Source organism: Dyella marensis (genome assembly GCF_049532885.1).
Lineage (GTDB): Bacteria > Pseudomonadota > Gammaproteobacteria > Xanthomonadales > Rhodanobacteraceae > Dyella_D > Dyella_D marensis.
Window position 1 is genome coordinate 386125 of sequence record NZ_CP064029.1, and the last position, 12475, is coordinate 398599.

The following is a 12475-nucleotide window of genomic DNA, read 5'->3' on the forward strand; positions in this document are numbered from 1 at the left end:
GGACTTGCTGCCTGCTTGCGTGAACGTGACGGGCAAAGAAAAAGCGGCCCTTGCGGGCCGCTTTTTCTGTATGGACGTCCGAAGTTTAGACGTCTAAATGGATGGCGCCGGATTCAGAGCAGCGGGATCAGCAGCAGCGCCACGATGTTGATGATCTTGATCAGCGGATTCACCGCCGGACCCGCCGTGTCCTTGTAGGGATCGCCCACGGTGTCGCCGGTGACGGCCGCCTTGTGCGCGTCCGAGCCCTTGCCGCCGTGGTGGCCGTCCTCGATGTACTTCTTGGCGTTGTCCCAGGCGCCGCCGCCGGTGGTCATCGAGATGGCCACGAACAGGCCGGTGACGATGGTGCCGATCAGCACGCCGCCCAGCGCCTGCGCGCCGGCCTCGGCGCCGCCCAGCCACTTGAAGCCGAACACCACCAGCACCGGCACCAGCACCGGCAGCAGCGAGGGCACCAGCATTTCCTTGATCGCGGACCTGGTCAGCATGTCCACCGCGCGCGAGTAGTCCGGCTTGGTGGTGCCTTCCATGATGCCCTTGATCTCGCGGAACTGGCGGCGCACCTCTTCCACCACCGAACCCGCCGCGCGGCCCACGGCTTCCATTGCCATCGCGCCGAACAGGTAGGGGATCAGGCCGCCGATCAGCAGGCCGATGATCACGTAGTGGTTGGAGAGGTCGAAGCGGAAGTCGCTCACGCCCAGGTGCTGGCTGAGGTTGTGCGTGTAGTCGGCGAACAGCACCAGCGCGGCCAGGCCGGCCGAGCCGATGGCGTAGCCCTTGGTCACCGCCTTGGTGGTATTGCCGACGGCGTCGAGCGGGTCGGTGACGCCGCGCACTTCCGGCGGCAGTTCGGCCATCTCGGCGATGCCGCCGGCGTTGTCGGTGATCGGGCCGTAGGCGTCCAGCGCCACCACCATGCCGGTCATGCTCAGCATGGCCGTGGCCGCGATGGCGATGCCGTACAGGCCGGCCAGCGCGAACGCGCCCCAGATCGCCGCGCACACCGCCAGCACCGGCAGCGCGGTGGACTTCATCGACACGCCGATGCCCGCGATGATGTTGGTGGCATGGCCGGTGGTGGACGCCTGAGCCACGTGGCGCACGGGGCCGTATTCGGTGGCGGTGTAGTACTCGGTGATCACCACCATGGCGCCGGTGAGGGCCAGGCCGATCAGCGCGCAGCCGTAGAGCTTGCCCACGCCGTAGGCGGATTCGGACATCAGCTGGCTGGTGATCGGCCAGAACGCGATCGCCGCCAGCACGGCGGACACCGCCACGCCGGCGTACAGCGCATTCATGATCTTGCCGCCCGGCCGCGAGCGCACGAAGAAGGTGCCGATTACCGAGGCGATGATCGAGGCACCGCCCAGCAGCAGCGGGAACAGCACGCCGTTGGCGCCGGCCTGCTCGGCCATCACGCCGCCCAGCAGCATGGTGGCGATCAGGGTCACCGCGTAGGTCTCGAACAGGTCGGCCGCCATGCCGGCGCAGTCGCCGACGTTGTCGCCCACGTTGTCGGCGATCACCGCCGGGTTGCGCGGGTCGTCCTCGGGAATGCCCGCCTCGACCTTGCCGACCAGGTCGGCGCCGACGTCCGCGCCCTTGGTGAAGATGCCGCCGCCCAGGCGCGCGAAGATCGAGATCAGCGAAGAGCCGAAGGCCAGGCCGACCAGGGCGTGCAGGGCGCGCATGCCCTCGTAGCCCAGGTGGCGCAGCACCGCGTAGTACGCCGCCACGCCCAGCAGCGCCAGGCCGACCACCAGCATGCCGGTGATCGCGCCGCCGCGGAACGCGACGTTGAGCGCCGCGGCCAAGCCGCCGCGCGCCGCCTCGGCCGTGCGCACGTTCGCGCGCACCGAGACATTCATGCCGATATAGCCGGTGGCGCCCGACAGCACCGCGCCGATGGCGAAGCCGATGCCCGTGCCCCAGTCCAGGGCCAGGCCGATGACGATGAAGAGCACCACGCCGACGGCGCCGATGGTGGCGTACTGCCGGTTGAGGTAGGCCCGCGCACCTTGCTGGATCGCCGCGGCGATCTCCTGCATGCGCTCGTTGCCCGGTGATTTCGCCAAGATCCAGCGCACCGAGAGCGCGCCATACAGAACTGCCACGACCGCACATGCAAGCACGATCCACAAGCCATACTGCTGCAGCATCGAAGCCTCCCCATCCCGGTTGTAGTGACCGCCCTTTGCGGGCGGGTCCGGCGAGTATAGGCAGAGGTCGGCGAGGCTTTTGTTGTGCGACGCAACGCGCAGGCCATGGCGATTGCATCGGCGCAAGAAAAAGGCGGTGTCCGTAGACACCGCCTTCACCAAATTCCTTCCCTGGCCGCGCGTGCCGCCTAGTTGAGCACCATGTCCAGGATGATGCCGGTACCGATGGCGACCAGCAGATAGCCGCCATCGTCGCGCACCCAGTGATAGCCGTACGGCGGCGGGCGCAGGCGGTAGTAGCGGTAGTCGTTTACCACGTAGACCGGGCCGTAATAGCGCTCACCGCGCGCCCAGCGATGGTGCGGGCGGTAGTAGCCGCCGTGGTAGTAGCGGCGGTCGTCGTGCCAGCCGCGGTCGGGGCCGCGCCAATGGTCGTGGCGGTCCCAGTCGCGGCGGCTCCAATCCCGATGACCGTCCCTGCGTTCCCAGTTGCCATGGCCGCGGTCGCGGTCGTAGTGGCCATGGCGGTCGCCGCGGTCGTGCCCGCGGCCATGGTCGTTGTCGGCCAGCGCGGCGCCGCTGCCGAGCAGCAGGCCGGCGGCGAGGAACAGGCTGCCGAGGAACTGTTTGCCGAAGAACTGTTTGCTTGGCGTCTTCATATGCGCTCCTCCCGACGGACTGCCGTCGTTAGGAAAGATCGTAGAAAGCTGCGTCTGAACGCCGGGGCTTATTCGTCACAGGATCTTCATCTGGCGGTCAGCCGTGTCACCGCCATGACACCGTTGTTCTATCGAATTGAAATGATTGATTTGAAATAAGATTTCTTCTGAGCTGCGGCAGCGGGACGGCCGCTGCCGTGGTCGCCGGCGAGTGCGCCGGCTGGCCCGGCGCCGCACCGAGGCGGCACGCGACTTCCGCCACCGGATCGAGGACAGCCGCGGCATGGTTGAAGCCGGCATGGGACATGGGGGCATGGGGCATGGCCCTGGCCGCAGGCACTGCAGCGCATCGTGGAAGGCGCCGTGCAGGTGTCGCACGGTGACGGGAATCAGCGCGAACAGTCGCGGCAGTCCGACCGCATCGGTGAGATCGGCGTTGCCGTGCGCCATGTGATCGAGACGATCCGCCGGAACACGCTCCTGGTGAAGGGAGCCGGCACGGCCCCGCGGGAGCGGATGGACAACCTGCGCCGGCCGGTCGGCTTGTTCCATGTCGCTGGCGAAATGGCCGATGCGGAAGCGTGACGCGGCTCGCGCGCCCTTGCCGAAAGGCGTACAGGCGCTCGCAAGACCTTGTGGCAAGCTGCGCCCCATGAAGCGGCCAGTGAAAAGCTTTGCGCACAGGTGGCCGGGGCGGCTCGCGCTGTCCTGCCTGCTGCTGCCGTGGGCGGCACAGGCGTTTTCCCCGCCGGAACGCCTGGAATGGCACGGCCGCACCTACGACGTGCTGGGCGATCCGCTGGCCCAGCACTACGCCGGCCGCGAGCGGCCGCGCTTCATGCCGGCGCCGTTGCGCAGCGCCACCGACGACGAGCGCGGCTATACCGGCCGCTGGCGCCTGGAAGACGACCGCCTCTACCTGGTGGACATCGATACCTGGCTTTGCATCGACGCGGCCGTGTATGCCGGCGAATGCCATCGCGCCACGCTGCCGGAACTGTTCGGCGTGGCGCCGGGCAAGCCGGTGTTCGCCGAGTGGTACAGCGGCGAGCTGGTGCTGCCGGATGCGGTATCGTCGCGCGCCATGGAGCGGACCATCCGCATCACATTGAAGGCGGGCAGGGTGACGCGTATCGAGACGGTCGACGAGAAGCAGCCGGCGGGCAGGGATCGCTGAGTGTTCCTGCGCGTTATCGGCGTGATGGCCGTATTGGCTGGATTGCTCTACATCGCTTTCGCGGCCGCGCTGTACTTCAACCAGCGCGGCATGATCTACCACCCCGAGTTCAGCTGGCGCGTGGCGCATGCGCCGGACCTGGTGCTGGTCAACCAGGGCGTGACCTTGCGCGGCTGGGTGGTCAATCCCGGCAAGCCGCGTGCCCTGCTGTATTTCGGCGGTAATGGCGAGCGGGTCGAGGATGCGCGCGAGGAGCTGGCGCGGTGGTTTCCTGAGCGCACCGTTTATCTGCTGCCCTATCGCGGCTATGCGGCCAGCGAGGGCGAGCCCACGGAGCAGGCGCTCGTGGCCGATGCGCTTGCCTGGTTCGACCGGGTGGCGAAGGACCACGCTTCGGTGGCCGTGCTGGGGCGCAGCCTGGGCAGTGGCGTTGCGGTGCAGCTGGCGGCGCGGCGGCCCGTTGAGCGGCTGGCGCTGGTGACGCCGTTCGACAGCCTGGTGCGTGTGGCGCAGGGCTTCTATCCGTGGTTTCCGGTCGACTGGCTGGCACGCGATCGCTTCGATTCCTGGCGTTATGCGCCGCAGGTGCGTTGCCCGGTGCTGATCGTGCGCGCCGGCGAGGATCAGCTGATGCCGGCCGAGCGCACTGCCGCGCTGGCGGCCAGCTTTGCCACGCCGCCGCTGCTGCAGGTGGTGCCGGAGGCGGGGCATAACGATATCCAGGACTATCTGGCGTACCGCGCCAGCCTCACGCGTTTCTTTCCGTAGCGTGCGGACACTTCAAATCAAATTGATTTGAAGAACCCGTTCAATTCAATTTGATGTGATTAAGCGGAATGGAAGCACTCAACTCCATTTGAGTTGAAGAAGGGGCTCAACTCAAATGGAGTAGCCACTCGCGCAGCGCCGCGAGCGCCGGGTCGCTTTCCGCGGCCGGCGGATACACCAGCTGGTAATCCATCCCATCCAGCGCCGGCCCGAACGGCTGCACCAACGTGCCGCGCGCCAGTTCGTCGGCCACCAGCGCGGTGTTCAGCAGCGCCACGCCCTGGCCGGCGATCGCCGCATCGATCGCATGAGTCTCGTCACTGAACGTAACGCCGCGCGCAACATCGAGCGTGCGCAACCCCGCCGCCCGCTGCCACGCCGCCCAGTCCGGCGGTTCCCGAAAACTCGGCTGCCATTGGAAATGCAGCAGCGGATGGCGCGCGAGATCCTTCGGCGTGCGCAGCTTCAGTGCAGGGCTGCACATCGGCGCGAACTGCGTATGCAGCAGCGGTTCGTTGCGCAGGTCCCGATAAGGACCCTTGCCGTAGCGGATCGCCGCATCGATCTGCTGCGCGGCGAAATCCACCGGCTGCGTCGACGCATGCAGGCGCAGGTCCAGCTCCGGATGGCTGGCCTGGAACGCCGCCAAGCGCGGTACCAGCAGCCGCGCAACAAAAGCCGGCGTGGCGGAAACCGTAAGCATCCGCCGCCGCCTGGGCCGCAGCAGCGGCGCCACCGCTGCCGCTATCAGGTCGAAGCTCTCGCGCAAGGCCGGAAACAACAGCCGGCCTTCCGCCGTGAGCGTCACCTTGCGCACCTGCCGTTCGAACAGCGCCACGCCGAGCAGGCGTTCGAGCTGGCGGATCTGATGGCTCACCGCCGTGGCGGTAACGGAAAGCTCTTCCGCCGCCATCCGGAAACTCTGGTGGCGCGCGGCTGCCTCGAATGCCTTCAGCGCGCCCAGGGGCGGCAGGCGGCGCGCCAAAGATGAATTCAGCTCATCCATCGGGTGAGAAACCATCGTTTTTCAGCGTAAGTAAGGCTCCCTAGCATGCGCCTCATTCTCCATTCCGTGAATGGAGTTCATGCATAGGAAACCTTATGACCACCCTGCTGCATCTCGACGCCAGCGCCCGTGTCGGCCGTTCCGACCTCCACGCCTACGGTTCCCATACCCGCCGCCTCAGCGCCCGCTTCGCCGCCCGCTGGCACGCCGCCCGCGCGTCGGACCCGGTGCTCTACCGCGATATCGGCCAATCCCCGCCCGCCCCGGTCGACGGCGCCTGGATCCATGCCGCCTTCACCCCGGAGGCCAAGCGCGCCCCATGGATGCAGCAGCGCCTCGCCGAAAGCGACGCGCTGGTCGACGAACTGATCGGCGCCGACCTGATCGTCGCCGGCGTGCCGATGTACAACTTCGGCGTGCCCAGCGGCTTCAAGGCCTATATCGACAACATCGTGCGCGTCGGCCGCAGCTTCGGCTTCGACCGCGCGCGCGCCGGCGAACCCTATTGGCCATTGCTGGACGAACGCCCCCGCACCCTGGTGCTGCTGGGTTCGCGCGGCGACTACGGCTACGGCCCGGGCGGCCGCATCGAAGCCATGAATCACGTCGAACCCGCCGTGTGCACGGCCTTCGGCTATATCGGCATCACCGACGTGCGCAGCGTTGCCGTCGAATACGACGAATTCGGCGGCGACCGCCTGGCGGCCTCGCTGAGCGCAGCCGAGGCGGCCGTGGACGAACTGGTCGACACCCTGCTGGCCGAGCGCGCGCAGCACGCCGGCCAGCACGCGGTCATTGCTTGAACGCGGGCAACTGCCTGGCCACCGCCAGGTTCTTCAGCTGCACGTACTTCGGCAACCCATCCTTGCCATACGGAAGCGGCGCCTCGCCCTGGATCAGCGGGGCGAGGTAGCGCCGCGCCGCGGCCGTAATGCCGAAGCCGTCGCGCGTAAGGAAAGAAGCCGGCATCTTCTTCTCGCGGTTGGCGATCTTCGAAAGCGGCGCGGATTCGATCTTCCAGCGATACGGCGCATCCGCGGTGCGCACGATCACCGGCATCACCGCATTCTGGCCGGCCAGCGCGTACTCCACCGCCGCCTTGCCCACCGCGTAGGCCTGGTCGGCATCGGTCTTCGAAGCGAGATGGCGGGCGGAGCGCTGCAGATAATCCGGCAACGCCCAGTGGTACTTGTAGCCGAGCTTCTCCTTCACCAGCGCCGCCAGCACCGGCGCCACGCCGCCCAGCTGCGCATGGCCGAAGGCATCGCGCCCGCCCGCTTCGGCAAGGAACTGGCCTTCCGCATTGCGGATGCCTTCCGAAGCCACCACCGTGCACCAGCCCACGCGCTCGACCGTCGCTTTCACCTTGGCCAGGAACGCGGCTTCGTCGAATACCCGCTCGGGAAACAGGATCAGATGCGGCGGCGCATCCGCACTGTCGCCGGCCAGGCCCGCGGCCGCGGCGATCCAGCCCGCATGGCGCCCCATCACTTCCAGGATGAACACCTTGGTCGAAGTGTCCGCCATCGAAGCCACGTCCAGGCTCGCCTCCAGCGTGGAGACGGCGGTGTACTTCGCCACCGAGCCGAAGCCGGGGCAGCAGTCGGTCACCGCCAGGTCGTTGTCCACCGTCTTGGGCACGCCGATGCAGCGGATGTCGTAGCCCATCGCCTTGCCCAGCTGCGAGATCTTCAGCGCGGTGTCGGCCGAATCGTTGCCGCCGTTATAGAGGAACCAGCGGATGTCGTGCGCGCGCAGCACTTCGATCAGGCGCTCGTACTCGGCGCGGTTCGCCTCCAGCGACTTGAGCTTGTAGCGGCAGGAGCCGAACGCGCCGCCCGGCGTGTGGCGCAGGGCCGCGATGGCGGCCGCGGTTTCCTTCGACGTGTCGATCAGTTCCTCGCGCAGCGCGCCCAGGATGCCGTTGCGCGCGGCGTACACCTGCACGCCCTTGGCCCGGGCAGCCTCGATCACGCCGGCGGCGGTGGCATTGATCACCGCGGTCACGCCGCCGGACTGGGCATACAAAAGGCGGCCGGCAGAGGATCGAGACGAACGCTTCATGGGCTATCTCCTAGGATGATCGTTGCAGTGCGGCAATCGTACGCGGTGGGGAGAACGCTTTTGCAACAGTGACTTGGCGCAAATGAGCGCGCCATCTCGTTTGACGGCACCCCCCACAGACGTTAACGTGACTGTCAATTTTCTTTTCCTGCGGCCAGCGGCAGCGTGCCGCGGCGACACGGAACCTCGGAGCATTATGCGACTCGTCCTTCTTGGCCCGCCCGGCTCGGGCAAAGGTACCCAGGCTGCGCGCCTCAAGGCTGAACTCGGCGTGCCGCACATTTCCACCGGCGACATGCTGCGCGCGGCCGTGGCCGCGGGCACGCCCACCGGCCTGAAAGCCAAGGCGGTGATGGATGCGGGCAAGCTGGTGTCCGACGACATCCTGCTGGCCATGCTGGAAGAACGCCTGTCGCAGGACGACGTCAAGAACGGTTTCATCCTCGACGGCTATCCGCGCAACGTCGCCCAGGCCGAAGCGCTCGGCCACCTGCTGGCCAAGATCGGCCAGCCGCTGGACGCGGTGGTGAAGCTGGACGTGCCGGACGAAGCCATCATCGGCCGCGTCGAGATCCGCTTCAAAGCCGAGCACCGCAAGGACGACGATCCGGCCGTGGTGCGCGACCGCCTGAAGGTCTATGCCGAGCAGACCGCGCCGGTGGCGGATTTCTTCGCCAAGCGCGGCCAGCTGCAGGTGGTCGACGGCGTGGGCGAACTCGACGAAGTCACCGCACGCGTCAAGCGCGCGCTCGCGCAGGAATCGGCAGCCGCCAACGGCTGATCCGGACACGGGCCGCCACGCGCGGCCCGTTCTTCATCCGGCATCTCTCTTTTCGTGACGGCCACGCGCCGCGCCACGCGTTCGACAGGTTCTCCATGCGTCTGCACATCCTCGGCATCTGCGGCACCTTCATGGGCGGCGTCGCCGCGCTGGCGCGCGAACTCGGCCTGCCGGTCGAAGGTTCCGACGCCAACGTCTACCCGCCGATGAGCGACCAGCTGCAGGCGCTCGGCATCACCTTGATGCAGGGCTACACCGCCGAGCATCTGCAGGGGCGCGAAAAGCCCGATCTGATCGTGGTGGGCAATGCGATGACGCGCGGCAACCCCGCCATCGAGTACATGCTCGACCAGCAGCTGCGCTATGTCTCCGGCCCGCAGTGGCTGGGCGAAACGCTGCTGGCCGGGCGCGAAGTGCTGGCCGTCGCCGGCACCCACGGCAAGACCACCACCACCAGCCTGCTGGCGCACCTGCTGGAAAGCGCGGGGCTGGCGCCGGGCTTCCTGGTCGGCGGCGTGCCGGGCAATTTCGGTATCTCCGCGCGGCTCGGCAGCGGCAAGCCGTTCGTGCTCGAGGCGGACGAATACGACAGCGCGTTCTTCGACAAGCGCTCCAAGTTCGTGCACTACCGCCCGCGCATCGCCATCCTCAACAACCTCGAGTACGACCACGCCGACATCTTCCCCGACGTCGCCGCGATCCAGCGCCAGTTCCATCATCTGGTGCGCACGGTGCCCGGCAACGGCCGCCTGATCGTCAACGCGCACGACGAGCGTCTCGCCGAAGTGCTGGCCATGGGTTGCTGGACGCCGGTGGAAACCTTCGGTATCGGCCAGGGTGACTGGCAGGCGCAGTTGCTCCAAGCGGACGGCTCGGCCTTTGCCGTGCACCGCAACGGCGAGCTGCTGGGCGAAGTGCGCTGGCCGCTGCTCGGCAACCACAGCGTGATGAATGCGCTGGCCGCACTCGCCGCCGCCACCGCGGCCGGCGCCGATCCGCGCGCACTGCTGCCGGCCTTCGCCACCTTCGAAAGCGTCAAGCGCCGCATGGAACTGGTCGGCGAAGTAGCCGGTGTGCGCGTGTACGACGACTTCGCCCACCACCCCACCGCCATCGCCACCACCCTGGCCGGCCTGCGTGCCAAGGTGGGCCAGGCGCGCATCCTGGTGGCGCTGGAGCCGCGTTCGAATTCGATGCGCCTGGGCGCGCATGCCGAAGGGCTGGCGCCGTCGCTGGCCGATGCGGACGGCGTGGTGTTCCTGCATCGCCCCGAGCTGCCGTGGGATGCCAAGCGCGTCACCGACGCGCTGCAAGGCCGCGGCGCCACGGTGCCGTCGGTGGATGCGCTGGTGTCCTCGCTGCGCGCGCAGGCGCGCGACGGCGACCACGTGGTGTTCATGTCCAACGGCGGTTTTGAAAACGCGCCGCGCCGCTTCGTCGAAGCGCTGCGCGGCTAAAGCCTCAACCTGCGGTGCGTCAGCCCAGCGGCGCGTCGAAGCGCGGCGCCCGCCGCTGGTATTCGCGCTGCGCGGCGTACCACACGCCACCGCCGAAACTGATCGTCACCGTGCCCAGCGCCAGCGCGCCCCAGGCCAGGCCCAGCGCGCCGAGCAGCCAGTAGCCGCCCCAGTAGGTGGCCATCGCGCCGAAGATCAGCACCAGGTTGATCGCGCCGCGCCCGAAACTGCCTTCCGGTCCGATCAGATGCACCGCCAGCGCCACCAGGCTGGCGGAAGTGGCGACGATGGCCGCGGTCAGCAGCATCCGCAGCGGCTCCGCCGCATGCGCCAGCACGCTGCCCAGCAGCGTGTACGCCAGCGCGGTCAGCACGCTTACCGGCACCAGCAGTATCAGCGCGTCGACCATGATCTTCTGGTATTCGCCGCGCGTGGCCGGCGCCAGGGTCAGATACAGGTCGGCCAGGTTCGGCCGCATGCGCAGCATGCCGCGGCCCAGCTGCGGGAAGCGCGCCATGGTGAGCAGCACGGCGTAGGCGCCGATCACCGCCGCATCGAAATGCTGGCGATGCATCACCGCCAGGAAATAGATCGCCACCATGCCGGCGACCAGCACCAGGCGCAGCGCGATCGCCTGCGGGTTGTCGTGCGGCAGCAGCAGGCGCCGCACCAGGGCGAGGCGGCCCGCGGCGCTGGGCCGCTGGCGATAGGTCTGCAGGCTGCGCTCCAGCGCGCGCTGCGCGGCGCGGTCGAACAATTCGCCCAGCCAGCGATTCCACGCACCGCGCCGCGAAGGCGTGTCGTCGAGCGCGGACTGGCTGTTGCGGCCGATGCTGGCGTTCTCCAGCGGCGAGGTGGGCGTTTCGACATCCTGGATGCGCAGCAGCGGCGCCAGCGCGTAGCGGATCAGCAAGGCCGCGCACAGGAACAGCAAGGGCGCGGTCCACGGCGAAGCCAGCGCAACCGTCGTCACCTGCGCGGCCAGCCGCGGCATCCAGCCGGCCGCGATAAACACTGCCCAGATCGCCAGGCTCACGCGGCGCCCGCAACCCAGCGCCAGGCCCAGCGACGCGACCACGAACAGGCCGGCGATGATCAGCGCGCCATGCGGCGGCCCCGCCAGCACCAGCAGCGCGCCCGGCAGCAGCACCCACTGCACCACGCCGGCCACGCCCAGCCAGGCCAGCCGCGAGCGGAAGCCCGGCAACAGGAAACTTTCCGGCCGGCACACGCCGCGCAGCACCTGGCCCAGGCCGATATGCCAGAACCACGAGGCGAAGGCGACGAAGCCCATGCCCAGGTAGGCCACGCGCGCATCCAGCATCGCGATCAGCGCCAGCACCAGGCCGGTCAGGCACATCAGCATCGACAGCACGGCCAGCACCGGCATGCGCTTCCACAACTGCAGCCACAGTTGCCAGACCGCTTTCATGCGAGTTCCACGAACAGGTCTTCGAGCGACGGCGTTTCGGTGCGCAGCGCCGCGCCGCTGTCCTCGGCCAGCGCGCGCAGCGCGGATGGGTCGGCGTCTTCGAGCAGCATCTGCAATTCCGCGCCGGATGCATGGGCTTTCAACAGTCCTGCCACGGTCGGTGTCTGCGGCCAGCCTTCCGCCCGCGTCAGCACCGCGCGCACGAAGCGCTCGCGCAGTTCCGCCAGCGGACGGGTGAACTGGATGCGGCCATCGCGCAGCAGCGCGATATCGGCGCCGGCGCGTTCCAGGTCCGCGGTGATGTGGGTGGAGAAGATCACCGTCTTGCCCGGGTGGCGCATCAGCTCCAGCAGTTCCGTCATGAAGGCGCGGCGCGCCTGCGGGTCGAGGCTGGCGACGGGTTCGTCCAGCACCAGCAGGTCCGGCTGCGGCGCGATCGCGCGCACGATCGCCAGCTTCTGCCGCTGGCCCTGCGAGAGCTGGCCGATCTTCTGCTTCGGATCCAGCTCCCAGCTTTCCAGCAGGCGCGCGGCCAGCGCGTGGTCCCAGCGCGCGTAGAACGCGGCGGTGAAATCCAGATACGCGCGCACCTTCATCCACGGAAACAGATCGAAGGTCTGCGGCACGAAGCCGATGCGATGCATGCGCTCGCCGCCCGGTTCGATCATCGGCGCGCCGAGCAGCTGCACTTCGCCGCCGTCGATCGGCGACAGCCCGAGCAGGCAGCGCAGCAAGGTGGTCTTGCCGGCGCCGTTGCGGCCGAGCAGGCCGATCACGCGCCCGGCCGGCACCGTCCAGTCCACGCCACGCAGCACTTCGCGCTTGTCGAAGGCTTTGACCAGGCCCCGCACCTGCAACACGGGCGCGGCGGGCAGGGCGACAGGGTCGAGCAGGGTGAGCGGCAGTTCGGCGGCGGACATCCGGCGGGGCTCCTGCGGGGAAACGGCACGATGGGGTCGGAACACT

The 12475-nt window shown here is 68.3% G+C and carries 12 protein-coding genes; 6 read left to right on the forward strand and 6 right to left on the reverse strand.

The features are described 5' to 3' along the window. Positions 1-113: 113 nt before the first annotated feature. Both ISN75_RS01620 and ISN75_RS01625 read right to left on the reverse strand, forming a co-directional pair. Positions 114-2165 (reverse strand): sodium-translocating pyrophosphatase, encoded by a 2052-nt coding sequence (locus ISN75_RS01620; protein WP_343819100.1) that lies wholly within the window; start codon positions 2163-2165, stop codon positions 114-116. A gap of 188 nt (positions 2166-2353) precedes the next feature. Then, a complete protein-coding gene (locus ISN75_RS01625; protein WP_343819098.1) occupies positions 2354-2824 on the reverse strand; it encodes an RcnB family protein in 471 nt (156 codons plus the stop codon). Between the two features lie 351 nt (positions 2825-3175). On the opposite strand from ISN75_RS01625, the gene ISN75_RS01630 reads away from it, so the two are divergent. The 3 genes from ISN75_RS01630 to ISN75_RS01640 all read left to right on the forward strand — a co-directional run bounded on the left by ISN75_RS01630 (position 3176) and on the right by ISN75_RS01640 (position 4769). Then, a complete protein-coding gene (locus ISN75_RS01630; RefSeq protein ID WP_343819096.1) occupies positions 3176-3409 on the forward strand; it encodes a hypothetical protein in 234 nt (77 codons plus the stop codon). A gap of 79 nt (positions 3410-3488) precedes the next feature. Next, positions 3489-4001: a hypothetical protein gene (locus tag ISN75_RS01635; protein ID WP_343819094.1), complete on the forward strand. Its 513-nt coding sequence runs from the start codon at positions 3489-3491 to the stop codon at positions 3999-4001. Continuing rightward, on the forward strand, positions 4002-4769 hold the full coding sequence (locus tag ISN75_RS01640; RefSeq protein WP_343819092.1) for an alpha/beta hydrolase: 768 nt from the start codon (positions 4002-4004) through the stop codon (positions 4767-4769). 106 nt (positions 4770-4875) lie between these two features. Here the strand turns inward: ISN75_RS01640 and gcvA are convergent, their stop codons facing one another. Then, positions 4876-5775, reverse strand: a complete 900-nt coding sequence (gene gcvA, locus ISN75_RS01645) for a transcriptional regulator GcvA (RefSeq protein WP_343819090.1) — start codon at positions 5773-5775, stop codon at positions 4876-4878. A gap of 95 nt (positions 5776-5870) precedes the next feature. Here gcvA and ISN75_RS01650 point away from each other — a divergent pair, with 95 nt between their 5' ends. After that, complete coding sequence (locus tag ISN75_RS01650; protein ID WP_343819088.1) at positions 5871-6578, forward strand: FMN-dependent NADH-azoreductase; 708 nt, start codon at positions 5871-5873, stop codon at positions 6576-6578. Here ISN75_RS01650 and ISN75_RS01655 read toward each other — a convergent pair. Beyond that, on the reverse strand, positions 6568-7839 hold the full coding sequence (locus tag ISN75_RS01655) for a 6-phosphofructokinase (RefSeq protein ID WP_343819086.1): 1272 nt from the start codon (positions 7837-7839) through the stop codon (positions 6568-6570). The genes ISN75_RS01650 and ISN75_RS01655 overlap by 11 nt on opposite strands. Positions 7840-8035: 196 nt before the next feature. Here ISN75_RS01655 and ISN75_RS01660 point away from each other — a divergent pair, with 196 nt between their 5' ends. Beyond that, a complete protein-coding gene (locus ISN75_RS01660; RefSeq protein WP_167255360.1) occupies positions 8036-8620 on the forward strand; it encodes an adenylate kinase in 585 nt (194 codons plus the stop codon). A gap of 95 nt (positions 8621-8715) precedes the next feature. Further along, positions 8716-10077 (forward strand): UDP-N-acetylmuramate:L-alanyl-gamma-D-glutamyl-meso-diaminopimelate ligase, encoded by a 1362-nt coding sequence (gene mpl, locus ISN75_RS01665; RefSeq protein ID WP_343819084.1) that lies wholly within the window; start codon positions 8716-8718, stop codon positions 10075-10077. A gap of 19 nt (positions 10078-10096) precedes the next feature. On the opposite strand, the gene ISN75_RS01670 is transcribed toward mpl, so the two are convergent. Continuing rightward, positions 10097-11509, reverse strand: a complete 1413-nt coding sequence (locus ISN75_RS01670; protein ID WP_167255364.1) for a hypothetical protein — start codon at positions 11507-11509, stop codon at positions 10097-10099. Further along, positions 11506-12429, reverse strand: a complete 924-nt coding sequence (locus tag ISN75_RS01675; RefSeq protein WP_167255366.1) for an ABC transporter ATP-binding protein — start codon at positions 12427-12429, stop codon at positions 11506-11508. Before ISN75_RS01675 ends, ISN75_RS01670 begins: the two co-directional genes overlap by 4 nt. Between the last annotated feature and the right edge of the window lie 46 nt (positions 12430-12475).

Bases quoted from the DNA above. Each gene is read 5' to 3' on its own strand.
- ISN75_RS01675 (WP_167255366.1), bottom strand. From the start codon at position 12,429: ATGTCCGCCGCCGAACTGCCGCTCACCCTGCTCGACCCTGTCGCCCTG.
- ISN75_RS01625 (WP_343819098.1), bottom strand. From the start codon at position 2,824: ATGAAGACGCCAAGCAAACAGTTCTTCGGCAAACAGTTCCTCGGCAGC.
- mpl (WP_343819084.1), top strand. From the start codon at position 8,716: ATGCGTCTGCACATCCTCGGCATCTGCGGCACCTTCATGGGCGGCGTC.
- ISN75_RS01620 (WP_343819100.1), bottom strand. From the start codon at position 2,165: ATGCTGCAGCAGTATGGCTTGTGGATCGTGCTTGCATGTGCGGTCGTG.
- ISN75_RS01660 (WP_167255360.1), top strand. From the start codon at position 8,036: ATGCGACTCGTCCTTCTTGGCCCGCCCGGCTCGGGCAAAGGTACCCAG.
- ISN75_RS01655 (WP_343819086.1), bottom strand. From the start codon at position 7,839: ATGAAGCGTTCGTCTCGATCCTCTGCCGGCCGCCTTTTGTATGCCCAG.
- gcvA (WP_343819090.1), bottom strand. From the start codon at position 5,775: ATGGATGAGCTGAATTCATCTTTGGCGCGCCGCCTGCCGCCCCTGGGC.
- ISN75_RS01650 (WP_343819088.1), top strand. From the start codon at position 5,871: ATGACCACCCTGCTGCATCTCGACGCCAGCGCCCGTGTCGGCCGTTCC.
- ISN75_RS01670 (WP_167255364.1), bottom strand. From the start codon at position 11,509: ATGAAAGCGGTCTGGCAACTGTGGCTGCAGTTGTGGAAGCGCATGCCG.